The 22919-nt window shown below is 70.1% G+C and carries 23 protein-coding genes; 15 read left to right on the plus strand and 8 right to left on the minus strand.

The window, feature by feature from the left end:
- The first annotated feature begins 46 nt into the window (after positions 1 to 46).
- Positions 47 to 355 carry an ArsR/SmtB family transcription factor gene (locus FS825_RS16620; RefSeq protein ID WP_260981291.1) on the plus strand — a complete coding sequence of 103 codons (309 nt, stop codon included), beginning with the start codon at positions 47 to 49 and terminating at the stop codon, positions 353 to 355.
- Here FS825_RS16620 and FS825_RS16625 read toward each other — a convergent pair.
- Positions 352 to 1152, minus strand: a complete 801-nt coding sequence (locus FS825_RS16625) for an alpha/beta fold hydrolase (RefSeq protein ID WP_144715213.1) — start codon at positions 1150 to 1152, stop codon at positions 352 to 354. The genes FS825_RS16620 and FS825_RS16625 overlap by 4 nt on opposite strands.
- A gap of 58 nt (positions 1153 to 1210) precedes the next feature.
- Positions 1211 to 2755 (minus strand): glycoside hydrolase family 76 protein, encoded by a 1545-nt coding sequence (locus tag FS825_RS16630; protein ID WP_144715215.1) that lies wholly within the window; start codon positions 2753 to 2755, stop codon positions 1211 to 1213.
- Positions 2756 to 2884: 129 nt separating this feature from the next.
- On the opposite strand from FS825_RS16630, the gene FS825_RS16635 reads away from it, so the two are divergent.
- Genes FS825_RS16635 through FS825_RS16655 form a run of 5 tightly spaced genes read left to right on the plus strand, consistent with a single transcriptional unit; the run spans position 2885 to position 8508 of the window.
- The gene (locus tag FS825_RS16635; protein ID WP_144715217.1) at positions 2885 to 4207 is read left to right on the plus strand and encodes a glycoside hydrolase family 125 protein; all 1323 of its coding nucleotides are present in this window, start codon (positions 2885 to 2887) and stop codon (positions 4205 to 4207) included.
- On the plus strand, positions 4204 to 5205 hold the full coding sequence (locus FS825_RS16640) for a carbohydrate ABC transporter permease (protein WP_144715218.1): 1002 nt from the start codon (positions 4204 to 4206) through the stop codon (positions 5203 to 5205). The genes FS825_RS16635 and FS825_RS16640 overlap by 4 nt, the downstream gene beginning before the upstream one ends.
- Positions 5202 to 6149, plus strand: a complete 948-nt coding sequence (locus tag FS825_RS16645; protein WP_144715220.1) for a carbohydrate ABC transporter permease — start codon at positions 5202 to 5204, stop codon at positions 6147 to 6149. Before FS825_RS16640 ends, FS825_RS16645 begins: the two co-directional genes overlap by 4 nt.
- A gap of 47 nt (positions 6150 to 6196) precedes the next feature.
- The gene (locus FS825_RS16650; protein ID WP_144715222.1) at positions 6197 to 7453 is read left to right on the plus strand and encodes an ABC transporter substrate-binding protein; all 1257 of its coding nucleotides are present in this window, start codon (positions 6197 to 6199) and stop codon (positions 7451 to 7453) included.
- A complete protein-coding gene (locus tag FS825_RS16655; protein ID WP_144715224.1) occupies positions 7450 to 8508 on the plus strand; it encodes a glycoside hydrolase family 76 protein in 1059 nt (352 codons plus the stop codon). The genes FS825_RS16650 and FS825_RS16655 overlap by 4 nt, the downstream gene beginning before the upstream one ends.
- Positions 8509 to 8562: 54 nt before the next feature.
- On the opposite strand, the gene FS825_RS16660 is transcribed toward FS825_RS16655, so the two are convergent.
- Positions 8563 to 9654 (minus strand): GntR family transcriptional regulator, encoded by a 1092-nt coding sequence (locus FS825_RS16660; RefSeq protein WP_186377308.1) that lies wholly within the window; start codon positions 9652 to 9654, stop codon positions 8563 to 8565.
- A 66-nt stretch (positions 9655 to 9720) separates the two neighbouring features.
- On the opposite strand from FS825_RS16660, the gene FS825_RS16665 reads away from it, so the two are divergent.
- The gene (locus tag FS825_RS16665; RefSeq protein ID WP_144715228.1) at positions 9721 to 10656 is read left to right on the plus strand and encodes a TolB family protein; all 936 of its coding nucleotides are present in this window, start codon (positions 9721 to 9723) and stop codon (positions 10654 to 10656) included.
- Positions 10653 to 10952: a Dabb family protein gene (locus FS825_RS16670; protein WP_144715230.1), complete on the plus strand. Its 300-nt coding sequence runs from the start codon at positions 10653 to 10655 to the stop codon at positions 10950 to 10952. Before FS825_RS16665 ends, FS825_RS16670 begins: the two co-directional genes overlap by 4 nt.
- A gap of 109 nt (positions 10953 to 11061) precedes the next feature.
- On the opposite strand, the gene FS825_RS16675 is transcribed toward FS825_RS16670, so the two are convergent.
- Positions 11062 to 11526, minus strand: a complete 465-nt coding sequence (locus FS825_RS16675; protein WP_144715232.1) for a heme-degrading domain-containing protein — start codon at positions 11524 to 11526, stop codon at positions 11062 to 11064.
- Positions 11527 to 11657: 131 nt separating this feature from the next.
- Between FS825_RS16675 and FS825_RS16680 the strand changes: the two genes are divergently transcribed.
- From FS825_RS16680 to FS825_RS16695, 4 genes are read left to right on the plus strand one after another with little or no spacing between them, the layout of a single operon-like run.
- Complete coding sequence (locus tag FS825_RS16680; protein ID WP_144715234.1) at positions 11658 to 12932, plus strand: ABC transporter substrate-binding protein; 1275 nt, start codon at positions 11658 to 11660, stop codon at positions 12930 to 12932.
- Between the two features lie 25 nt (positions 12933 to 12957).
- The gene (locus tag FS825_RS16685; RefSeq protein ID WP_144715236.1) at positions 12958 to 13914 is read left to right on the plus strand and encodes a carbohydrate ABC transporter permease; all 957 of its coding nucleotides are present in this window, start codon (positions 12958 to 12960) and stop codon (positions 13912 to 13914) included.
- Positions 13911 to 14822, plus strand: a complete 912-nt coding sequence (locus FS825_RS16690; RefSeq protein ID WP_186377309.1) for a carbohydrate ABC transporter permease — start codon at positions 13911 to 13913, stop codon at positions 14820 to 14822. The genes FS825_RS16685 and FS825_RS16690 overlap by 4 nt, the downstream gene beginning before the upstream one ends.
- A gap of 11 nt (positions 14823 to 14833) precedes the next feature.
- Positions 14834 to 17224, plus strand: a complete 2391-nt coding sequence (locus FS825_RS16695) for a glycoside hydrolase family 31 protein (RefSeq protein ID WP_144715238.1) — start codon at positions 14834 to 14836, stop codon at positions 17222 to 17224.
- A gap of 66 nt (positions 17225 to 17290) precedes the next feature.
- On the opposite strand, the gene FS825_RS16700 is transcribed toward FS825_RS16695, so the two are convergent.
- Positions 17291 to 18331 carry a LacI family DNA-binding transcriptional regulator gene (locus FS825_RS16700; protein WP_144715240.1) on the minus strand — a complete coding sequence of 347 codons (1041 nt, stop codon included), beginning with the start codon at positions 18329 to 18331 and terminating at the stop codon, positions 17291 to 17293.
- Positions 18332 to 18396: 65 nt separating this feature from the next.
- Between FS825_RS16700 and FS825_RS16705 the strand changes: the two genes are divergently transcribed.
- The 3 genes from FS825_RS16705 to FS825_RS16715 are packed head-to-tail and all read left to right on the plus strand — an operon-like array spanning position 18397 to position 20961.
- The gene (locus FS825_RS16705) at positions 18397 to 19509 is read left to right on the plus strand and encodes a 5-methyltetrahydropteroyltriglutamate--homocysteine S-methyltransferase (RefSeq protein WP_144715241.1); all 1113 of its coding nucleotides are present in this window, start codon (positions 18397 to 18399) and stop codon (positions 19507 to 19509) included.
- A 53-nt stretch (positions 19510 to 19562) separates the two neighbouring features.
- Positions 19563 to 20564 (plus strand): aldo/keto reductase, encoded by a 1002-nt coding sequence (locus FS825_RS16710; protein WP_144715243.1) that lies wholly within the window; start codon positions 19563 to 19565, stop codon positions 20562 to 20564.
- A gap of 37 nt (positions 20565 to 20601) precedes the next feature.
- Positions 20602 to 20961, plus strand: a complete 360-nt coding sequence (locus tag FS825_RS16715; protein ID WP_144715244.1) for a UBP-type zinc finger domain-containing protein — start codon at positions 20602 to 20604, stop codon at positions 20959 to 20961.
- A gap of 13 nt (positions 20962 to 20974) precedes the next feature.
- On the opposite strand, the gene msrA is transcribed toward FS825_RS16715, so the two are convergent.
- The 3 genes from msrA to FS825_RS16730 all read right to left on the minus strand — a co-directional run bounded on the left by msrA (position 20975) and on the right by FS825_RS16730 (position 22917).
- On the minus strand, positions 20975 to 21496 hold the full coding sequence (gene msrA, locus FS825_RS16720; protein ID WP_144715246.1) for a peptide-methionine (S)-S-oxide reductase MsrA: 522 nt from the start codon (positions 21494 to 21496) through the stop codon (positions 20975 to 20977).
- Between the two features lie 89 nt (positions 21497 to 21585).
- Positions 21586 to 22176, minus strand: a complete 591-nt coding sequence (locus tag FS825_RS16725; RefSeq protein ID WP_144715248.1) for a biotin transporter BioY — start codon at positions 22174 to 22176, stop codon at positions 21586 to 21588.
- Positions 22177 to 22224: 48 nt separating this feature from the next.
- Complete coding sequence (locus FS825_RS16730; RefSeq protein WP_144715250.1) at positions 22225 to 22917, minus strand: TetR/AcrR family transcriptional regulator; 693 nt, start codon at positions 22915 to 22917, stop codon at positions 22225 to 22227.
- Positions 22918 to 22919: the final 2 nt, after the last annotated feature.

The following is a 22919-nucleotide window of genomic DNA, read 5'->3' on the forward strand; positions in this document are numbered from 1 at the left end:
CGTACCTGCGGCACAGTCGTGACCGAGCATGAGAGAGAGGATCGACGTGACCGACAAGCCCCTTCCGAAGCGGGAGGAACTCGAGCTGGGGAAGGTGCTCAGCGCCCTCTCCGACGAGAACCGCCGCCGGGTCGTCCTGACGCTGCTGCAGGAGCCGATCGGCACCGAGCGCACCTGTGTGAGCTTCGAACTCCCGGTCACGAAGGCGACGAGCACCTTCCACTTCCGCGTCCTCCGCGAGGCCGGACTGACGTACGACCTCAGCTACGGCAACCGCAAGGGCGTCTCGCTCCGTCGCGACGACATCGAGGCCCGATTCCCCGGACTGCTCGCAGCGCTCGCCGGCGCGCGCTAGAGGACGTTCGGCCACCGCTCGACGTCGTCGACCCGATCGAGCCAGTCCCGGAGCAGAGCGGCGGTCAATGCCGGACGTTCGAGGTGGACGCCGTGGCCCGCGGCGTCGAGCACTGCGTACGTGCCTCGGGGGTAGTGGTCACGGAAGAACCAGCCGTCTTCGTGTCCGACCACGTCGTCCTGTCGGCCGAACAGGTGCAAGGACGGGGCCGTGTACGGCTCGGGGTGAGCGACCTCCGGCTTCACGGGCAGGTCGTACCGCTCGGCGATGCGGTCCATCACGGACTGGTCCGAAGCCCGTTCGCCGGGGAGGACGGACGTCAGGAACGCGTCCAGGGTCTCGTTCGTCTGCACGACGTGGGTCGTCTCGAACGCTTCGCGCACATCACCGGCACGTTCGAGCGCGGTGGGTTCGACGACCAGGGCCGTGCGCTCGGGAACACGGCGGGCGCTGTGGTCCGCCTCGAAGACGCCGGCGATCGTGGCGAGACCGAGGACTTGCCCGCGCAGCTCGTGCGCGATGTGGCGGGCGAGCATCCCTCCGAACGACTGTCCGATCAGGGCGAACGGCTCGTCGTCGAGGAGCTCACGGATCCCGGTCATGGCTTCGTTCGCGACGTCGAGCGCGCTGGCCGCGGTCGAACGGGGCGCTCCTGCTGCCCAGGGGAGGTCGAGGTAGAGCCTGCGCCACGGCAGGTCGCCGACCATCCGCTCGAGCGGCAACATGATCCGGTGGTCGACGCCGAAACCGTGGAGGACGACGAGGGGACGGCCGGAGCCACGGGCGAACGCGAGCACACGTTGACGCTACCGTGCGGGCCCACGGGTGGTCGCCCGGGGCCCGCACGGGCGTCGGTCAGAGCCCGATGGTCGCGGCGTCCAGGTTGAGGTAGTTCGTGCTCCCACTGCTCGCCGTGTCGGCGACGACGAGCGCGTCGGACCCTGCACTGAACGGCAGGTCCACCGTCACGGTGTTCCACGTCGACCACGACGAGGTCCCGGGGAACGTGACGTTGACGGGCGCCGATCCGTTCACGCTGACGGCCCGGACGGCGGTGCCGGCAGCAGCCGCGTAGCGGAACGTGACCGCGTGCGTGCCGGCGCTCGCGACGTTGACGTGGAAGGTCGCGGCGGCGCCGTCGGTGTTCCAGCCAGCGAGGTACCCGCGGCCGGTGTACCCGGCGTTCGACGCCTCGGTACCGATGTTCGGGTGGTCCACGTTCTCGGCCTGGTAGACGCCGTCGCCCTGGACCACCGCGGTGGAGCCGTCCGGCGTTCCCTGCTGCGTGATGGCGACGGTCGCCGCGGCACCGAGTGACTGCTGCGGCGTGGAGGCGATGGAGGGCGTGGGGGCGTTCCAGTCCGGTCCGCCGATGCCTTCGGTCGACACGTGGTTCGCCGCCTGGGAGGCGTTCGCCGTGAGGACCTGCTCGTACTGCGTCTGACCGGCGTCGTCGATCAGGGCGCGGATGTCCCGGGTGAGGATCGCCTTGAACCCCTCGGTGTCGTTGGTGCCCTCGTCGAGGAACGTGCCCGCGGTCGTCAGGTTCGCGACGGCCCAGTCCGTGGCGGTAGTCGCCTGCGTGAGGTACTGCGCATCGTTGGTGGCGAGGTACATCTGCAGAGCGGCGCCGGCGTACTGGCCCTGGTTGTAGGTCCAGTCGTAGTCCGTGAACTGGCCGGTGCCGCTGACGTGGTCGCGGATGTGGCCGCCGTTGTAGAAGTTGCTGTGCAGCCACGAGAAGATCCGCTCCGCGGTGTCGCGGTAGGTCGTGTCGCCCGTCGCGGCGTAGAGACGGAGGGCCGTCCACACGGCGGTGCCGTTGGTGGCCACGTTCTTCTCGTTCGCGGATCCGTTGCCGACGTCGACGTTCTTCCACCAGATGCCGCCGCCGTACGTGGTGTCCTCGTACTGGGCGATGTACCCGAAGATGTCCTCCGCTTCGGTGAGGAAGCGTTGTTCCCCGGTGAGTTCGTAGGCACGGATGCTGCCGCGGGCCCACCAGCCCATGTCGTCGTTCCAGTCGTTGGTGCGGAAGTCCGGGTAGGCCGCCACCCATCCGTCGTAGACGTCGTCGATCATCTGGCGGCTCGCGCTGTCGTGGGAGCGTTCGTACCGGTCCATGACTGCTTCCCAGTTCTGCGCTTCCCACCAGTAGTCGGTGTACAGCCCACCCTGCGGCCCGACCGCGTGCTCGCTGTGCACCTGGTGGTCGCTGTAGGTGAAGAAGTACTTCGCGTCCGGGTCCCAGTACGTGTCGACGAAGGCGTCGTAGGAGTCGGTCGCCTGCGTGGTCGTCAGCGCTGCCGCGTGGTCCGGGGTCGCCGCGAGGCCGACACCGGTGAGTCCGGCGCTCGCGATGGCTCCCGCCACCACGAGGCCGATGAGCTTGTGCTGCATGGGATCCCCTTCGATCCGAGTCGATCCCGATGCCCTGCGCACCACAAAAAGTATACTCAATCTACTTCTTGCGCGGATCCGGCTAATGAATATAGTTGGAGGATCATCGGAAGAAGTCAAGGGAGCAACGTGGCTCAGACACACGACGACCTCGTCGCAGCGGTCGCCAGACAGGTGACGGACCGACTCGGCCCGTCAGTCGGGGGACTCTTCACGAACTGTTTCGCGAACACCCTCTCGACGACGATCACCCCGCAGCCCGACGGGACGGTGTTCATGGTGACGGGCGACATCCCCGCGATGTGGCTCCGCGACTCGACGGCGCAGCTGACGCCGTACCTGCACTTCGTCAGCGACGACGACGGACTCGCCGACACGGTCGCCGGCATCTCACGACGGCAGCAGGAGTTCGTCCTGCTCGACCCGTACGCGAACGCCTTCAACCGCTCGGCGGACGGCGCCGGGCACCAGGACGACCACACCGCGATGAGCGACGGCGTGTGGGAACGGAAGTACGAGATCGACTCGCTCTGCTACCCCGTCCATCTCGCACACGCGCTGTGGAGCCGCACCGGACGGACGGACCACCTCGTCCGGTTCCGGGAGGTGGCCGAGGCGGCCATCGACGTCTGGACGACCGAGCAGGACCACGAGGCGCGGTCGACGTACCGGTTCGAGCGCCCCGACCCGCTGCTCCCGTCGGACACCCTCGTCCGGGACGGACGCGGACCGCTGACGGTCCCGACCGGTCTGACGTGGAGCGCGTTCCGTCCGAGCGACGACGCGACGGCGTTCGGGTACAACATCCCGGGCAACGCCTTCGCCGTGGTCGCCCTGCGACTGGTCGCCGAGCTCGCGACGGCCGTCCTCGACGACCGCGACCTCGCCGGACGCGCGCTTGCTCTCGCGGACGAGATCGACCGGGCCGTCCGTGACCACGGCGTGGTGGACCATCCCGAGCACGGCCGGGTCCTCGCCTACGAGGTCGACGGCCTCGGTGGTGCCCTGGTCGCGGACGACGCGAACGTCCCGAGCCTGCTGTCGCTCCCGATGCTCGGCTGGTGCGACGCCGACGACCCCCTCTACCTGCGGACCCGGGCCGCCGTGCTGTCGCCGACGAACCCGTCCTGGTTCTCCGGAGCCGCCGGCAGCGGGATCGGCAGCCCCCACACCCCTGGTCGCAACGTGTGGCCCATCGCGCTGGCGGTGCAGGGGCTGACCGCGACGTCCGAGGACGAGCGGGCAGCGTTGCTGGACCAGCTCTGCTCGACCCACGCGGGGACGCTCCTCATGCACGAGTCGTACGACGTCGACGACCCCGAGTCGTACACGCGGCCCTGGTTCTCGTGGGCGAACGCGATGTTCTGCGAGTTCGTGCTCGACCTGGCGGGGCTGCGGCGACCGACGGCCACCGTCGCCGCCGCGGCGGCCGTGGACGGAGGCGCGAGATGAGCGTCCTCACCTCACCCGGACAGCAGGCGGTGACCGGCCAGGAGGCGCTGGCCGACCCCGGTACGCACGCCGCGCCTCCAGGTGGTCGCCGTCGACGACGGACGCCGGAGCGCGGTCAGGGAGTCAGCGCCACCCGCAAGCAGCAGACCCGTGCCGCATGGGTGTTCCTCGCCCTGCCCGGCGCGCTGTTCCTGCTGTTCACCGCACTGCCGGTCGTCGTCGCGGCCGTGGTGAGCCTCAGCGACTACGCCGTCATCGGCAAGCTCGACTGGGTCGGCTTCGAGAACTACACGAACATCGTCACCGACCCGTTCTTCTGGATCGCACTCCGCAACACCGTGTACTACACGGTCTTGTACGTCCCGCTGGGCCTGGTCATCGCGCTCGCGACCGCCCTGCTCCTGAACCGGAGTGGCCGTGCCGTCCGGATCTTCCGGACGCTGTTCTACATCCCCGTGGTGTCCTCCACGGTCGCGACGGCCACGGTCTGGTACTGGGTCCTGAACCCTCAGCACGGGCTCCTGAACGCCGCGCTCGGCTGGTTCGGGATCGACGGACCTGCGTGGCTGTACGACTCGCACTGGGCGATGTTCGCCATCGTCCTGATGAGCGTCTGGGCGGGCTTCGGCGGCAACATGATGATCTTCCTCGGCGGGCTGCAGGGCGTGTCCCCGGACCTCCGAGAAGCTGCACGCCTCGACGGCGCGAACGCGTGGCAGGTGTTCCGGTACGTCGTGTTGCCCGGCATCCGCCGGACGACCTTCCTGGTGTCGACGCTGCTGATCATCAACGCGTTCCAGGTGTTCGACCAGGCCTACGTCCTCACCAAGGGCGGGCCGGGGAACTCCACCGTCACGATCGTCTACTACATCTACGACCGCGGGTTCGGGTCGCTGCAGATGGGCTACGCGTCCGCGCTGTCGTTCATCCTGTTCGTGATCATCCTCGCGTTCTCCCTCGCCAACGCTCGCCTCACGAACCGGGACACCGAACGATGACCGCCAGCACCGTGCCCACCGCGTCTTCCGTCCAGCAGGACCGTCGCACCCCCGACCGTCAGCAGCTCCGGCGACGAGCGGCCGTGAAGAAACGCACCGCGACCGTCGCGTGGTGGGTCGGCGTCGTCCTCGTGAGCGTCGTCACCGTCGCGCCGCTGGTCTGGACCCTCGCGACGTCCCTGAAGCCCGCGGGGGAGATCCTCGCGCACTCGCTGTCGCTCATCCCTGCCAGCCCGACCGTCCAGAACTACGTCGACGCCGTGACCACGGTGCCGTACGGCCGGTACTTCGTGAACACGCTGATCCTCGGCGTCGGCGGAGCCGTCGCGAACCTGTTCTTCGGGTCGCTCGCCGGGTACGCGCTCGCGAAGCTCCGGTTCGCCGGTCGGCAGGCCGTCTTCGTCACGTTCCTCTCGTCGCTCATGGTGCCGAGCATCGTCACGATGATCCCGACCTTCCTCGTCCTGCGACACTTCCCGCTCCTCGGCGGCAACGACCTCAGCGGCAACGGCGGACTCGGCCTGATCAACACCTACTGGGCCGTCATCGTCCCCGGGGCGGCCGGCGCCTTCGCGGTCTTCTTCATGAAGCAGTTCTTCGAGTCCCTGCCCGACGAGCTCGGGGAGGCGGCACGCATCGACGGCGCCGGCGAGTTCCGGATCTTCGCGTTGATCTACTTCCCGCTCACGAAGGCGGGGCTCGCCGTCCTCGGACTGCTCAGCTTCCAGGCCGGGTGGAACAACTTCCTCTGGCCGCTCATCGTCCTCAACGACCCGAAGATGATGACCGTCCAGGTCGGCCTCGCCGGGTTCGTGAACAACTACACGACGAACTACGGGCCGCTCATGGCCGGGACCGTCATCACGATGATCCCCGTCCTGGTCGTGTTCATCCTCGCTCAGCGCTGGATCATCGAGGGCATCTCCTTCGCCGGCAACAAGTGAGTCCTCCGACCCTCCCCTCCTCACCTCCACCCAAGAAGGAATCGACAATGAAGTCACGACGTCTCCTCGGCGCTGCGGCCGCCCTCGCGGCAGCGGCGCTGGTCCTCACCGCCTGCTCCTCCGGATCGAGCGGGGCCACCGGCTCCGGCGGCCGACAGCAGGTCACCATGTGGGGCTCCTGGTCGGGTGACCAGGTCAAGCAGATCGACCAGATGACCGCGGCGTTCAACAAGTCGCAGAAGCAGTACACGGTCAAGTACGTCCCGCAGGAACTCGTGGAGCAGAAGCTCCTCACCGCGATCGCCGGCGGGCAGGTCCCCGACCTCGTGCTCTGGGACCGCTACCAGACCTCGCTCTACGCGCCGAAGGGGGCGCTCCAGTCGATCGACGACCGGGTGAAGGCCGACGACGTTGACACCAAGGAGTTCTACCCGCAGGCGCTGACCGAGATGCGGTCCGACGGCAAGCTCTACGGGCTGCCGCTGCTGGTCGACAACCGGTCGCTCGTCTACAACAAGGACCTGTTCAGCAAGGCCGGCCTCACCCCACCGACGACGTGGGACGAGCTGAAGAGCGACGCAAAGAAGCTCACGGTCACGGAGGGCGGCAAGCTCAAGCAGTCCGGGTTCATGCTCAACGACCCCGGCCTGTTCTCGATGTGGCTCCAGCAGGCCGGTGGGAAGCTCCTCAACGCGGACGGCACGAAGACCGCGTTCGACAGCCCGCAGGGCGTCGAGGTCCTCGACTTCTGGAAGTCGTTGCTCGACGACGGCGTCTACACGAACGGGTTCGGCGACAGCAGCGACGTCTTCGCCGCCGGGCAAGCCGCGATGAAGTACGACGGCCCGTGGGACGTCCCGAACCTCGACAAGGCCGACGGCCTCGACTGGGCCGTGACCGAACCGGTCGCCGGTCCGGGTGGTGACAAGGGCGCCGTGATGGGCGGCTTCGGTCTGGTCATCCCGACGGGTGCGAAGAACGCCGACGGTGCGTGGGCGTTCGAGAAGTGGTGGGCGACGAAGGCCTCCAACGGGGTGAAGTTCGCGAAGATCTCGGGGTGGATCCCCGCCAACCGCGCGTCCGCCAACGACCCGTTCTTCACGGACGACCCGCGGTACGCCGGGTTCGTGAAGACCCTCGACTACGCGAAGGTGCGCCCCGACGTCGCCGGGTACAGCGACGTCGAGGGCAAGGCGCTCACCCCCGCGCTCCAGAAGTTCATGTCCGGGCAGCTCACCGCCCAGCAGGCGCTGTCACAGGCCGCGAAGCAGGGCGACCGCATCCTCGAGGAGAACCGCAAGTGACGACGACCACCACGACCGCCACCTGGTCGGACCGAGCCGACCGGATCCAGGACAGCCTCGGGCAGCTCTACGGAGCACCGTGGCCGCAGTACCTGCACAACTCCTGGCCCGTCGAGCACAGCGACGACAGCACGTTCAACTACTGGTGGCTGGCGCACCTGATCGACGTGCGACTCGACGCGCACGAGCGCAGCGGGAGCCCGGAACGGCTCGACCAGGCACGAGCGGTGCACCGCAACATCGTCGAACGCAACGGCGGCTCGCTGTTCAACGACTACTTCGACGACATGCTCTGGTTCGCGCTCGCGACCCTGCGTCTGCACGACGCGAGCGGAGAGCCGCGGTACCTCGACGACGCCGTGGCGCTGTTCGACCATTGCGTCGAGCACGGGTGGAACGACACCGGAGGTGCCAGCCTCGCCTGGCGGAAGCAGCAGCTCGCCTACAAGAACACCCCGGCGAACGGGCCGCTCGTCATCCTCGGCGTGCGGTTGCACGCCCGGACCGGCGAACCCCGGTTCCTCGACCACGCCCGGCGGTCGTTCGACTGGATCACCCGGACACTCGTGGACGACGCGGAAGGCTTCGTCGAGGACGGCATCAACCGCGAGGACGACGGCCGCATCGACACCCAGTGGCGGTTCACGTACAACCAGGGCCTGTACGTCGGGGCGGCGGTGGAGCTCGCCGGTGCGCTCGCGGACCCAGCCCTGTACGAGGTGGCTGCACGCACCGCGACCACGGCGATCGAGCAGCTCTCCGACGGCGTCGTGTTCCGGCAGGAAGGGGACGGCGGCGACGAGGGGCTCTTCAAGGGCGTCTACTACCGGTACGTCGGGCTCCTGCTCGAGCACCTCCCCGAGGCGGATGCTCGACGGCGCACGATCGTCGACTTCGTCCGTGCGAGCACCGACTCGCTCTGGGGCAGCCTGCCCGACGGGCTCGACCGTCCCGCGGCCAACACTTGGAACGGCCCGGCGGACGGGCAGGTGCCGTACTCGACGCAGCTCAGCGCCGCGATGGCGACCGAGTTGCGCGCCCGTCTCGATCCGTAGTCGAGGGCCCGCCGGTCGGCATCGACGTCCGCGTCGGTGCCGACCGGTTCGTCGTCAGTGCCCCGCGGGCGGCGCCGTCGACGCTCCGAGCACCAGCTGCGCGGGGACGAGGATCTTCCGGGACCCGGCCTCGCCTCGCGCCTGGCGCAACAGCTGCTCGACGGCACGTCGGCCGACACCGGGCTGGTCCTGGGCGACGTGCGTGAAGCGGAAGAGCCGCCGGTCGAAGGTGGCGTCGGGGTGGTCGAAGCACACCACCGAGACGTCCTCCGGGATCCGCTTGCCCAGTTGCTCCAACGCATCCCGGAGCAGGAGGGCGATGTTGTACTCGCCGGCGACGAACCCGGTCGCCTCGGGGTGCGCCTCGATGAAGGACACGAGCCGTGCGACGTCGTCCTCGGGCCGGTCCGTCGACCCCGGCAGCGTCGACTCGATGCCGTGGAAGGCCAACCCGTCGTCGAGCATCTTGTCGTTGCGGGCGTGCGCGCCGACCCAACCCCGGCGACGGTCGTCGTTCGACGTGACCCGGCTGTCCGAGGTCACCAGTGCCACGGCTCGGTGACCGAGCCCGAACAGGTGCTCGGTCGCCGCCGAGCCGGCCGCGATGTTGTCGGTCGAGATGTCCGAGACGGGGATGCCCTCGTACCGGCGGTCGAGGATCACCACCGGGAACCCCACCGGGAGGAGCTCGAGGACCGCCGGCGGGATGAACTCCGAGCTGCTCGGCAGCACGATCAGGCCCTGTGCCCGGCGGGACAACGCCCGGATCGCGGTGTCCTCGGCGTCGTGGTCGCCGTGCGTCCGCTTGAGGATCACGTGCGCGTCCGAGCCGGCCTCGTCGAGCATGCCCTCGAGTACGCGGGTGCCGAACGTGTCGTCGAAGTTGGTGAGGACGACGCCGATCTCGACGACGTCGGTCGGGGTGGCCGCGGCGGCCGGCTCGACGCTCACGACGGTCGTCCCCACGCGGGGGCGGCGCTCGACGTAGCCTGCCTCGCGGAGCATGTCGAGTGCGCGGCGGAGGGTGATCGCGCTGATCTCGTAGTGTGCGAGGAGCTCCGCCTCGGACGGGAGGCGGTCCCCGACGGCGAACTCACCCGAGCGGATCCGGTCGCGGAGGTCGTCGTACGTCGACTGGTACAGCATCGATGCCCCAATCCGTCTATTGAGCATACGGTAACAGTGTTCTTCCGACAGATTGGCTGACCAACCATGAGCAACGACGCCACCCCCACCCCACCCGGACGCCTCCTCGCCCCCGGCCAGTCCTGCCGCATCCGGATCTGGAACCGTGCCGACCGCACCGTGACCACCGTGCACGAGTCCACCGAGCGGCTGTACGAGGCCCCGAACTGGACCGCGGACGGCCGCCTCGTCGTGAACGCCGACGGAGTCCTCTGGACCCTGCCGGCCGACGGTTCGGGGAAGCCGCAGCAGGTCGACCTCGAGGGCGTCCCGCCGCTCAACAACGACCACGTCCTCGATCCGGACGGCGTCACCGTGCACGTGAGCGCGAACGACTTCCACATCTGGTCGGCTCCCCTCGCGGGCGGCCCGGCGACGCGGGTCACCTCGGAGGACGGCGGCCTGCACTTCCTGCACGGGGTGAGCCCGGACGGCACCGAGCTCGCGTACGTGCGGTTGGACGAGTCGAGCGACACCGTGTGGTCCTCCGGCACGATCCGGGCCATGGCCGTCGACGGCAGCGCTGACCGCGCGGTGACGACGGAACCGGCCGCCGCCGACGGCCCGGAGTGGACCCCGGACGGCACGTGGATCCTGTTCAACACGGAACAGTTCGGTGCTGGCCACGCGCAGGTCGCGCGGGTGCGGCCGGACGGCTCCGGACTGGAGCAGCTCACGGTCGACGAGCACGTCAACTGGTTCCCGCACCCCGCCCCCACCGGGGACGCGGCGGTGTACCTCTCCTTCCCGCCCGGGACCCAGGGGCACCCGGCGGACAAGCACGTCCGACTGCGGCTCGTCTCCGGACCCGGCAGCGTGAGCGACTGGGGTCCGGAGGTCTGGCAGGCCGCCGAGACGATCGTCGAGCTCGACGGCGGGCAGGGGACCCTCAACGTCAACGGGTGGGCGCCGGACGGATCCGCGTTCGCGTTCGTCGACTACCCGATCGGGGAGCGCGCATGATCGTCCACACCGTCTGCTTCACGCTCGTGCACGAGCCTGGCTCCGGGCACGAGACCGCGTTCCTCGAGGCCGCTCGGACCACGCTGTCGGCCATCCCCGGCGTCAGCGACTTCACGGTGTCGCGCCAGGTCTCCACGCAGAGCGACTTCCGGTTCCAGTTCTCGATGGGCTTCGCCGACCAGGACGCGTACACGGCGTACGACGAGCACCCCGCGCACCAGGGGTTCGTCGCCACGCGGTGGGCCGACGAGGTCACGTCGTTCCAGGAGCTGGACTTCGTCCCCCTGCCTGCCTGAGCAGACGGAGGCCGGCGGAGCAGGCGCGGCGCCCGTGAGACGCGACCGACGGTCCGACTGGAGGCGCGGTGCGGGCCCGCACCGCGCCTCCAGATCGTCCCGGTGCGCGTCAGGGACGCGACGCGATGAAGGCGCGCAGCCCCGCGACGACGAGGTCGTGGTCCTCGTCCGAGGACAGTCCCGACGCGGTGACGGCCGCGACCACCCCGACGCCGCGGACCCGGATCGGGAAAGATCCGCCGGTGACCGCGTACTCTGCGCCGAGCCACCCGATCGCCGCGGGGTCGACGCCGTCCGCGGCGAGCCGGGCGTCGACCAACGCACTGGACTGCTCCATCCGGAGGACGACGGCGGCCTTGCGGTCGATCCACGAGTCCTGGTCGGGGGTGGTGCCGGCGAGGGCCGCGCGGAACAAGCGGAGGCCCGGTCGGCGGATGTCGATGGCGACGGCGTGACCGGCCCCGTGGGCGTGCTCCCGGAGGAGGACTCCGAGGTCCCAGGCGTCGTCGTGGGTGAACGATTCGAGCACGAGCGCGCGCTCCTGCTGCTCGAGGGTGGCGATGCGGTCGGACATGGGGCGAGTCTTCCACGACCCCGATTACAACGTTGACTTCCTGTTTACAGCGCTGTAAACAGGAACGAGCGCGACGACGCGCACGAGGGAGAGACCCGATGGTGGGAAGCAGGACCGGAACACTCGCGGCCGTGAGTCGGCGGGGGTTCCTCGCCGGTGCGGCGAGCGGCATCGCACTCGGCACCATGACGCTCGCGGGGTGCGCCGCGCCCCGTCCGGCCGCCAGCAGCGGCACGACGACGATCCGTTTCTACGAGCAGAAGCAGGAGGTGATCGCGTACTTCGACGACCTCCTGCGGAAGTTCGAGAAGCAGCACGCCCGCATCTCGGTGGTGCACGACAGCACGACCGCGATCGCGCCGCAGTTCGTCCGCGGCGAGCCCGCCGACGTCGGGTGCTTCAACGACAACCTCGAGCTCGCGCGGTACATCTCGCGCGGCGTGCTCCGCGACCTCGGCGACCTGCCGTCGGCGCGACGCATCCGACCGAGCATCGACGGACTGACGAACCAGTACGCCACCTACCCGGGACGCACGAGCGTCCTGCCGTACTCCCTGGCTGCGGCGGGCGTGATCTACAACAAGAAGATCTTCGCCGACCACGGACTGCCCGTACCCACGACGTGGGATGACTTCGTCGAGGTGTGCCGCACCCTCCAGAAGGCCGGCGTCACGCCGATCTACGCGACCGACCGCGACACCTGGACCCTGTGGCAGGGCCTGTTCGACTACTCGGTCGGCAGCCTGGTCGACACCGGCAGCTTCTTCCGGAAGATGAAGGCGCTGGGGACCGACGTCGGACCGGACTCCGCAGTCTCGTTCGAGAAGGACTTCGCCGTCCCGATGGAGCGCGCGAAGACGATCTCGTCCTTCTTCAACCCCGACCACGCCACCCGCGCCTACGCCGACGGCAACCTCGCGTTCGGGCAGGGCAAGGCCGCGATGTACCTGCAGGGGCCGTGGGCGCTCGGGCAGATCGCGCTCATCGACGACAAGCTCGAGGTCGGGACCTTCGCGCTCCCGGTCTCGAACGACCCGTCGGAGCGCCAGGCCCGGGTGAACATCGACCTCGGGCTGTGGATCCCGACCGCAACGCAGCACCTCGACGAAGCCCAGGAGCTCGTCGAGTTCCTCATGCAGCCCGAGATCATCGACGGCTACAACCGCGACAACCTCGCCTACTCGACCACGAAGGACGCACCCCCACAGCAGGACGAGCGGCTCGCCGGCCTGCAGCGGTACGTCGACGACGCTGCGTTCTACCAGGGCGCCGGCACCTTCATCCCCACCTCCATCCCGCTCGGCAACTACCTGCAGACGGCGATCCGGAGCGGGGACTTCACCTCGATGCTGCAGCGGCTCGACTCGGACTGGCGGCGTCTCGCCGGCCGTTCGGCGACGGTCTGAGCCGGACCAGGACACAGGAGTTCCGATGACCATGCAGACCCCGCTCGCGCGCGACACCGACCCGGCGACGTCCGGGCCGGCGACCGCCGCCTCCCGCACGCACCGACGCGTCGGTTCCCTCCACCGCACCGAGGGCATGTACTACTTCTTCCTCGTCCCGGCGCTCGTGCTGTTCACCGCCTTCGTCGTGGCCCCGGCCTGCGTCGGCATCTTCTACAGCTTCACCGACTACCTCGGCTTCGGGGCGTGGAAGTTCCTCGGTGTCGAGAACTACCGGGCGCTCGTGTCCGACCCGTCGATCATCGCCTCGTACGGCTTCACGCTCGGGTTCGCCGTCGTCACCGTCATCGTCACGCAGGTCATCGCCCTGGCGCTCGCGATCGCCCTGGCGAAGCGCATCCGGTTCGCTGCCGGCCTGCGGTCGATCTTCGTGATCCCGATGGTGATCTCCGGGATCATCGTCGCCTACGTCTTCAACTTCCTCTTCTCGAACACGGTGCCCGCCCTGGCCACGAGCGTCGGGTTCGGGCCGCTGGAGCAGAGCATCCTCGGCGACCCGAACCTCGCCTGGCTCGCGATCGTCATCGTCTCCGCGTGGCAGACGGTGCCGGGTGCGCTCCTCATCTACACCGCGGGACTCACGTCGATCCCGGAGGACCTCTACGAGGCCAGTGCCCTCGACGGCGCGACGGGGTGGAAGCAGCTCCGCGCGATCACGCTCCCGCTCCTCGGCGGCTTCATCGTGATCAACACGGTGCTGGGTGTGAAGGGGTACCTCGGCGCGTACGACGTCATCGTCGGCCTCACGAACGGCGGCCCCGGCAGCGCCACGAGCAGCGTGGCGATGACCATCTTCGGCGGTTTCACCGGTGGCGACTACGCCTACCAGATGGCGAACGCGACCGTGTTCTTCATCATCACCGTCCTCATCTCCGTGCTGCAGCTCGCGGCGACCCGCGGAAGGAACCTGCGACTCGCATGACCACGATCGACACCCGCCCACCGACCGACACCCGCGCGGTCACCACCGGCCGCCAGGACCGCACGGGACGCGGTCACCGCCGGCGCCTCGGTGGCACGAACTGGACGCTCACGGTCGTCCTCGGACTCGCTGCGCTCACAGTGCTCGTCCCGCTGTACGTCACGGTCGCGATGGCCTTCAAGACGAGCAAGCAGAGCGTCGACGGGAACGCGCTCTCGCTGCCGTTCCCGTTCAACCCCGGCTCCTTCGCCGAGGCGTGGCAGCTCACCCGCTTCCCGGTGTCGTTCTCGGTCTCGCTCGGCGTCGCCGCACTGACCGTCGTCGCGACCCTGCTGCTCAGCTCCTTCGCCTCGTACGCGATCGTCCGGAACTGGCACAAGCGGTTCTTCCGGTACTCCTTCGTGTACCTGCTCGCGGCGATGTTCCTGCCGTTCCCCGTCGTCGCGTTGCCGCAGATCAAGCTCACCGCACAGATGGGGCTCGACAACCCGATCGGCGTCGGGATCCTGCACGCCATGTTCCAACTGTCGTTCAGCGTGCTGCTCTACTCCGCGTACCTCCGGTCCATCCCGGTCGAGCTCGAGGAGAGCGCCAGGATCGACGGAGCGTCCACGTGGCAGATCTTCTGGCGGATCATCCTGCCGCTCCTCGGACCGATGAACGCCACGGTCGGCATCTTCGCCTTCCTGGCATCCTGGAACGACTTCATGATGCCGTCGCTCATCACCGCGGACCCCACGCTGCAGACGCTGCCCGTCGTGCAGAACATCTTCCAGAGCAAGTTCGGCACGAACTACAACGTCGCGTTCGCCTCGTACCTCATGGCGATGGCGCCGACGATCATCGTCTACCTGTTCGCGCAGCGTTGGGTGATCAGCGGTGTGACACAGGGCGCGGTCAAGAGCTAGGAGCAGCACCGATGAGCACGAAGGACACCGTCCGCCCCTTCCCCGGCTCCGACCCCGTCGCCGACCCCGCGGCCGTCGTCACGGGGGAGCACTGGCGGGTGACGGTGCTCGACGAGGGCGCCTTCCGCGTCGAGTGGAGCGACGACGGCGGGTTCGAGGACCGCGCGTCGACCTTCGCGATCCGGCGCAAACTGCCAGTCCCCGCGTTCCGGGTGGAGCGGACGGGTGGCGGCGCGGACACCGATCGCAGCGCCGGGGCGGACGCCGGAGCCGACGGAGTCGTCGTCACGACCGCCCGCGCCCGGCTCCGCTACGACGGCCAACCGTTCTCCCCGAGCGGCCTGGTCGTCGAGACGATCGGTCCGGACGCGAACCGGTGGCGCTGGGGCCAGGAGCCGCGGGACCTCGGCGGCACCGGACGGACGCTCGACGACGTCGACGGCCGGATGCCGCTCGAAGCGGGGATCCTCGCGCGGGACGGCATCGCTGTCCTCGACGACAGTGAGTCGTTCCTGTTCGCGGACGACGGTTGGATCGGCACGAGGATCGCCGGCCGACGCGACGTCACGGTGTTCGCGTACGGCCGCGACTTCTCCGACGCGCTGCGCGCCTACCACCGGATCTCCGGCGCACCGTCCCTCCTGCCGCGCTGGGCGCTCGGCAACTGGTGGAGCCGGTACCACCCGTACAGCGACACCTCCTACCTCGAGCTGCTGGACCGGTTCGCCGCGGAACGACTCCCGTTCTCCGTCGCCGTGATCGACATGGACTGGCACCGGGTCGACTCGGTGCCGCCACGGTTCGGCAACGGGTGGACTGGTTACTCCTGGGAGCCCTCGCTGTTCCCCGATCCCAGGGCGTTCCTCGCCGAGCTGCACCGCCGTGGGATGCGCACCACGCTCAACCTGCACCCGGCGGACGGCGTCCGCGCGTTCGAGGATGCCTACCCCGACGTCGCGCAGGCGATGGGCGTCGACCCCGAGACCGAGGAAGCGATCCCGTTCGACCTCACCGACCGGCGCTTCGTCGGCGCGTACTTCGAGCGATTGCACCGCCCGCTCGAGGAGCAGGGCGTCGACTTCTGGTGGATCGACTGGCAGCAGGGACGAACGACCGGGCTCCCGGGCGTCGACCCGCTGTGGCTCCTCAACCACTTCCACCTGCTGGATTCCGCCCGGGACGGCGGCGCCGGCATGACGTTCTCCCGCTACGCCGGGCCAGGCAGTCACCGGTACGCCGTCGGCTTCTCCGGCGACGCCGTCGTGTCGTGGGCGTCGCTCGCGTTCCAGCCGGAGTTCACCGCGACCGCCGCGAACATCGGCTACCCGTGGTGGAGCCACGACATCGGCGGACACACCCGCGGCGTCCGCGACGACGAACTCGCCACCCGCTGGGTGCAGTTCGGCGTGTTCTCACCGATCATGCGGCTGCACTCGGCGAACAACCCCTTCATCCGCAAGGAGCCGTGGGCGTTCCCCGCCGAGCCGCGGACGGCGATGGGTGCAGCCCTGCGGTTCCGGCACCGGATGGTCCCGTACCTGCACACCATGAACCATCGGTCGGCCGACGGGACCGCGCTGGTCCGCCCGCTCTACCACCTGGAACCCCGGCGGGACGAGGCCTACCAGGTGCCGAACACCTACGCCTTCGGGTCGGAACTGCTCGTCGCGCCGATCGTCGAGCCGCGCGACCCCGCTTCGCTGCACGGGACGGCACGGGCCTGGCTGCCGCCGGGCACCTGGACCGACGTGTTCACCGGGACCGCGCACGCCGGGGACCGGTTCGTGGACCTGCACCGCACGATCGACACCGTTCCGGTGCTGCTGCGCGAGGGCGGCGTGCTGCCGCTCGCCACCGAGGACGAACCGGACGCCACCGCCAACCCGACAGCGTTCGAGGTGCTCGTCGCACCGGGTACCTCCGGCTCCTTCACGCTCATCGAGGACCGCGAGGGGTCGGAAGGGGAGACGGCACGGACACGGCTGGAGTGGGACCACCCTCACGCAGCGTTCCGCGTCCACCCGACCGAGGGGGCGCTCGACGTCGTGCCCGAGCAACGGCGCTGGCGCATCACCTTCCTCGCTGCCCCCGCCGAGGGGCAGCACGTCGACGCCCGGTCGGTCGACCGGTTCTCGGTCGACCTGGCGGCCGACACCGCGACCGGTGCCACGCTGACGCTCGCCGGGACGCCCGTCGTCGGGCTGGACGCGCGGGACGGGATCCGACGGGTGCTCGAGGGTGCGCAGGCCGGCAACCCCGAGAAGCTGGCCGCGTGGGAGATCGTCACGAAGGACCTGCCGAGGGCGGACCGGATCGTCGAGCTCGGGACCGTCGGGTTGCCGGGATCGCTCCGCGACGTGGTCGTCGAGTTGCTCGGGAGCGTGCACCCGGGCGAGCGGTGATCCGCCGTTGACGCGCATGCGACTGGAGGCGCGGTGCGGGCCCGCACCGCGCCTCCAGTCTCATCCTCACGCGCGTCGGTGCGCCGCGGGATCAGTCGAACCGTCCGGGTACGGTGCGCTCTCGCCCACGAGCAGCCGGTGGCCGACGGTCACGTAGCGACCGGCGGTCTCGACGCCGTCCATCCGCTCGACGAGCAGGTCGAGCGCGGTCTCCGCGAGCGCGACCGTGTCCGGGGCGACGGACGTGAGGCTGGGCGCGAGGCTCGACCCGATCTCGATGGCGTCCCAGCCGATCACCGCGATGTCGCGCGGTGCCTCGAGGCCGCGCAGCCGCATGGCGCGGAGGACGCCCACGGCCGCGAGGTCGTCACGGCAGAGGAGCCCGTCCACGTCGAGCCCGTCGTCGAGCGCGCGGCCGAATGCGTCCTCGGCGCCGGCAGCGTCCCCGACCTCGCGCGGGACGAGGAACTCCGCGGTGAGTCCGGCGGCGGCGAGCCCCGTCCGGTAGCCGTCCAACCGGAAGCCGGACGTCCTCGACTCCGGGCCGGACTCGTGCCCGAAGAACCCGATGCGGCGGCACCCGAGGGCCGCGAGGTGAGCGACCGCGTCCGAAGCGGCGCGGGCGTTGTCGATCGCGACCTGGTCGGCGGAGGGCGGCCGGACGTCCTCGCCGAGGAACACCACGGCGGTGTCCCCGCGGACCCGGTCGATCGACTCGGGGGAGAGGATCTGCGGGTGGATGACGACGCCGTCCACGACCCCCGCCTCACGGCCGCGGACCGCAGACCGCTCTCCGTCCGCCGAGTCGCCGGTCTCCTCGAGCAGGAGCTGGTAGCCGCGCTCGGCACAGACGCGCGAGAACACGTGGGCGAGCTCGGCGAAGTACGGGCGTCGGAGGTCGGGGAACGCGAACGCGAGCATGTTCGACCGACCCGTGGCGAGGGTCCGGCCAGAGACGTTCGGGCGGTAGCCGAGCTCGTCGACGGCTGCCTGCACCCGGTCACGCATCGCCGGGCTGACGTGCCGGTAGCCGCGCACCACGTTGGACACGGTCTTCATCGAGACGCCGGCGTGCTCCGCGACGTCCTGCAGCGTGACCTTGCCCATCCGCTCACCGTACCGGCGTGCCGTGGTGCCGTGGGTGGGGTCGTTCCGCTCGGTATCATCGACGGATGTCCCCGCGCCCGCCCTTCCGAGCCGACGTCGTCGGCAGCTTCCTCCGACCCGCACCGGTCAAGGAGGCCCGAGCGGCCTTCGCCGCCGGTGACCTCGACGCGGCAGCACTCCGCCGTGTGGAGGACGAGTCGATCCGCGCGCTCGTGGACGCTCAGCGGGCCGCCGGCCTCGAGCTCGCCACGGACGGTGAGGCCCGTCGCGCCTGGTGGCACCTCGACTTCTGGGGCGGCCTGACCGGCGTTGAGGTCGTCGAGCTCGACCACGGCATCGCGTTCCAGGGCGTCACCACCACGCCGAAGGGCATGCGCGTCACCGGGCCGGTGTCGTTCCCCGCCGACCACCCGTTCGTCCAGGACGCCGCGTTCGTCGTCGCCGAGGCGGAGGCACGGGGACTCACCCCGAAGTTCACGATCCCCGCCCCGACGGTGTTCGACTTCCGCCTCGACGCCGACCAGATCCGCACCGACCACTACGCCGACCGGGATGCGATCACGGACGACCTCGTCGAGGCCTACCGCGACGCGATCGCCGCGCTGTACGCCGTGGGCGTCCGGTACCTGCAGCTCGACGACACCGCGTGGGCGTACGCCTGCTCCGACGTCGAGATGGCGAAGGCGCGCGAGCGCGGGATCGACACCGACGGCATCGCGGAGCGGTTCTCGTCGATCATCCGCCGGGTCCTCGACGGCCGACCCGAGGACCTCGTCGTCACCACGCACGTGTGCCGTGGCAACTTCCGGTCGACGTGGATCGCGTCGGGCGGGTACGAGCCGGTCGCGGAACAGCTCCTCGGGAACACCGGGTACGACGGCTTCTTCCTCGAGTACGACAGCGACCGGGCCGGTGGGTTCGAGCCCCTGCGGTTCCTGCCCGAGGGCGACCAGGTCGTGGTGCTCGGCCTCGTCACGTCGAAGACCGGCGAGCTCGAGGACCCCGCCGTGATCGAGCAGCGGATCCGGGACGCCGCCGAGCACGCCCCGCTCCGGCAGCTGGCGCTCAGCCCGCAGTGCGGGTTCGCCTCCACCGAGGAGGGCAACGTGCTCACCGAGGACGAGCAGTGGGCGAAGGTGCGCAGCGTGGTCGAGGTAGCCGGCCGCGTCTGGCGGTAGCGCGGACACGGTAGCGTCGTCCGCGGCCTGTCACCGAACCGGAACGAGCAACGATGCCTGACCTCCACCGTCCCGCCGACGACCGCTACGAGCGGCTCCCGTACCAGCGCGTCGGGAGGAGCGGACTCCTGCTCCCGCGCATCTCGCTCGGGCTGTGGAACAACTTCGGCGCCGACCGTCCGCTCGCCACGCAGCGCGACATCGTGCTGCACGCGTTCGACCGCGGTGTGACGCACTTCGACCTCGCGAACAACTACGGTCCGCCGGCGGGGTCGGCCGAGGAGCAGTTCGGCCGCATCCTCGACTCGGACCTCCGTCCGTTCCGGGACGAGCTCGTGGTGTCGACCAAGGCCGGGTACGACATGTGGCCCGGTCCGTACGGCGACGGTGGTTCCCGGAAGTACATGCTCGCCTCGCTCGACCAGTCGCTCCGACGGCTCGGCCTCGAGTACGTCGACGTCTTCTACTCGCACCGCCCGGACCCGGAGACCCCGATCGAGGAGACGGTCAGCGCCCTCGTGACCGCGGTCCGCTCCGGCAAGGCCCTCTACGCCGGCATCTCGAACTACGACCCGGCGCAGACCGCCGCCGCGGCCGAGGCGCTCGCCGCGGAGAACGTCCACCTGCTCATCCACCAGCCGCGCTACAGCATGTTCGAGCGCACGCCGGAGGCCGGCCTGTTCGACGAGCTCGAACGGCTCGGGACCGGGGCGATCGTGTTCTCACCGCTCGCGGGTGGCCTGCTCACCGACCGGTACTTGGACGGATCCGTGCCCGAGGGCTCCCGTGCGGCGGAGGGCCGGTGGTTCGGCGCCGACCGGATCGACGACGACTACCTGACGACGGTGCGGGCGCTGAACGACATCGCCGCGGCGCGCGGGCAGACGCTCGCGCAGCTCGCCATCACGTGGGTGCTCCGGCAGCCGGCCGTGACGTCGGCGCTGGTCGGGGCGTCGAGCGTCCGGCAGTTGGACGGCACGCTCGACGCGCTCGCGGGTGCTCCGCTGTCCGACGACGAGCTCGCGGCGATCGACGCACTGGTGCCGCGCGGCTGATCGGCGCGGCTGGGCCGCCCGGGGCAGGATGGGCAGCATGACGGACCAGGACGAGATGATCCACCCCGAGGTCGCGCCCAGCGGAGCGGGCTGCGTCGAGTGCGACGCGACGGGCTCGTGGTGGGTGCACCTGCGCCGCTGCGCCGCCTGTGGCCACGTCGGCTGCTGCGACGACTCGCTGAACACCCACGCCACCCGGCACTGGGAGGAGACCGGCCACGCCGTCATCCAGAGCTACGAGCCCGGCGAGACCTGGGCGTGGGACTACCGCGACGACACCCGCTTCGAGGGGCTCGAACTCGCGGCGCCGACGAGCCACCCGGTGGAACAGTCGGTCCCCGGGCCGGCTGACCGCCTGCCCGGGGACTGGTTGGAACTGCTGGGCGGATCGCGCTGATCCGCCCGGGCCGTCAGACGGCGGCCGTCGCCTCGTCGCGGTGCGGGAGCTTCCAGCCCGGACGCACGAAGTGGCAGGTGTAGCCGGCGGGGTACTTCTCGAGGTAGTCCTGGTGCTCCTCCTCGGCCTCCCAGAACGGGCCGGCCGCGACGACCTCGGTGACGACCTTGCCGGGCCAGATGCCGGAGGCGTCGACGTCCGCGATGGTGTCGAGGGCGACCTGCTCCTGCTCGGGTGAGGTGAAGAAGATCGCCGAACGGTAGCTGCGGCCGACGTCGTTGCCCTGCCGGTTCTTCGTCGACGGGTCGTGGATCTGGAAGAAGAACTCGAGCAGGTCGCGGTACGAGATCACGGACGGGTCGAAGACGATCTCGACGGACTCGGCGTGGTCACCGTGGTTGCGGTAGGTCGCGTTCTCGACCTCGCCGCCGGAGTAGCCGACGCGGGTGCTGATGACGCCCGGACGACGGCGGAGGAGCTGCTGCGCTCCCCAGAAGCAGCCTCCGGCGAGGATGGCGGTCTCGGTGGTGGTCATGGTGGCCTCCTGGGCTCTCGTGCCGCTGGCTGCGGCACCACACCATGCAACCGGCGTCGGCGCCCGCGTGTTCCCGACTGCAGTGTCCGTCAGCGGCGGGCGTCGCGGCGCCGGTTCGCCACGTTCCACCCGAGCGAGACCACTCCGGCGCCGATCAGCGTCTTCGCGACACCACCGATGACGAACGGGGTGAGCCCGTACGCCACCGTCTGCTGGACGTCGAGCCCGAGCGACACCGCCAGCCAGGCCATCCCGGCGGCGAAGGTGACGACGGTGCCGAGTGCGAACGACAGCAGGGCCACGCGGAGCGTTCGGTCCCCGAACCGCTCCGCGACCCAGCCGACGAGCGCTGCGGCGGCGATGAACCCGACGACGTAGCCACCGGTCGGTCCGACGAGCACCCCGACACCGGCGTCGCCCCCGGCGAAGACCGGCAGCCCGACCGCTCCGAGCAGTGCGTAGACGAGCATCGAGAGGGCTCCGCGACGGGCACCGAGGGCACTTCCGACGAGGAGGACGGCGAGCGTCTGTCCGGTGATCGGGACCGGCCAGAGCGGGACGGAGACCTGGGCGGCACCGGCGGTCAGCAGGGCTCCGCCGACGACCAGCGCTGTGCTGACGGCGGTGGTGCGGGGGAGCAGGACGTCGGCGAGCGGACGGGGCGTGGCGAGTGCGGTCATGGCTGGTCCTCGGTTCAAGCGGAGCGTGTGGGAGCGTGGGACGGGGGATCAGACGCTCGCTGCGGTGAGCAGCGCGGTGGCGTCCCGTCGTGCGGTGGCGACGGCGTCGGGCGTGAGGCCGCACGCGCGGAGGCACGTCCCGGTGATCGCCTCGCGGTCCTGGTCGTCGACCTCGCGGTCGCGACGCAGCTGGATGACCGTCTCGGCGAGCTGGATGAGGATCCCGCCGAGCCGCTCCGGGGTCACGGTGGCACGGATGTCGGCGGTCGCGGCGAGTGTCCCGAGTCGGCCGTACGTGTCCTGGAGTTCCTGCCGGTCGGCACGGAAGCCGTCGTACCGGTCGCCCTGCACCTCGGGGAGCATGTAGAGCGTGCCGATGTTGTGGGGCGTGCGGGCGAGCGTGTCGACGTCGATGAGGACCAGGGCGGCGAGCGCACCGGCGGCGGAGACCGACCCCGGGACCCTGTCCACCAGGCCGCGGACGACGTCGAGGCTCGGCCGGACCGAAGTGGTGAGCAGCTCGACGAGCAGGTCGTCCTTGCCGGCGAAGTGGTAGTACAGCGACGCCTGACGGATGCCCACCCGCTCGGCGATCGCGCGCGTCGAGGTGGCGCTGAACCCGTTCTCGACGAACAGGGCGGCGGCCGCGTCGAGGATCTGGTCCCGGGGACTCAGCCCGGACGCCGTGTCGGGCTGGGCTCTCGGTCGGCCGAGGCGGGCGGGCCGGTCGTCTGCGGGCATGC

It is taken from the genome of Curtobacterium pusillum (assembly GCF_007680845.1).
Lineage (GTDB): Bacteria > Actinomycetota > Actinomycetes > Actinomycetales > Microbacteriaceae > Curtobacterium > Curtobacterium pusillum_B.

Coding starts and splice junctions, on each gene's coding strand:
- FS825_RS16630 (WP_144715215.1), bottom strand. CDS start 2,755: ATGCAGCACAAGCTCATCGGCCTCGTGGTGGCGGGAGCCATCGCGAGC.
- FS825_RS16640 (WP_144715218.1), top strand. CDS start 4,204: ATGAGCGTCCTCACCTCACCCGGACAGCAGGCGGTGACCGGCCAGGAG.
- FS825_RS16645 (WP_144715220.1), top strand. CDS start 5,202: ATGACCGCCAGCACCGTGCCCACCGCGTCTTCCGTCCAGCAGGACCGT.
- FS825_RS16650 (WP_144715222.1), top strand. CDS start 6,197: ATGAAGTCACGACGTCTCCTCGGCGCTGCGGCCGCCCTCGCGGCAGCG.
- FS825_RS16660 (WP_186377308.1), bottom strand. CDS start 9,654: ATGCTGTACCAGTCGACGTACGACGACCTCCGCGACCGGATCCGCTCG.
- FS825_RS16665 (WP_144715228.1), top strand. CDS start 9,721: ATGAGCAACGACGCCACCCCCACCCCACCCGGACGCCTCCTCGCCCCC.
- FS825_RS16670 (WP_144715230.1), top strand. CDS start 10,653: ATGATCGTCCACACCGTCTGCTTCACGCTCGTGCACGAGCCTGGCTCC.
- FS825_RS16675 (WP_144715232.1), bottom strand. CDS start 11,526: ATGTCCGACCGCATCGCCACCCTCGAGCAGCAGGAGCGCGCGCTCGTG.
- FS825_RS16685 (WP_144715236.1), top strand. CDS start 12,958: ATGACCATGCAGACCCCGCTCGCGCGCGACACCGACCCGGCGACGTCC.
- FS825_RS16690 (WP_186377309.1), top strand. CDS start 13,911: ATGACCACGATCGACACCCGCCCACCGACCGACACCCGCGCGGTCACC.
- FS825_RS16695 (WP_144715238.1), top strand. CDS start 14,834: ATGAGCACGAAGGACACCGTCCGCCCCTTCCCCGGCTCCGACCCCGTC.
- FS825_RS16700 (WP_144715240.1), bottom strand. CDS start 18,331: ATGGGCAAGGTCACGCTGCAGGACGTCGCGGAGCACGCCGGCGTCTCG.
- FS825_RS16705 (WP_144715241.1), top strand. CDS start 18,397: ATGTCCCCGCGCCCGCCCTTCCGAGCCGACGTCGTCGGCAGCTTCCTC.
- FS825_RS16710 (WP_144715243.1), top strand. CDS start 19,563: ATGCCTGACCTCCACCGTCCCGCCGACGACCGCTACGAGCGGCTCCCG.
- FS825_RS16715 (WP_144715244.1), top strand. CDS start 20,602: ATGACGGACCAGGACGAGATGATCCACCCCGAGGTCGCGCCCAGCGGA.
- msrA (WP_144715246.1), bottom strand. CDS start 21,496: ATGACCACCACCGAGACCGCCATCCTCGCCGGAGGCTGCTTCTGGGGA.
- FS825_RS16725 (WP_144715248.1), bottom strand. CDS start 22,176: ATGACCGCACTCGCCACGCCCCGTCCGCTCGCCGACGTCCTGCTCCCC.
- FS825_RS16730 (WP_144715250.1), bottom strand. CDS start 22,917: ATGCCCGCAGACGACCGGCCCGCCCGCCTCGGCCGACCGAGAGCCCAG.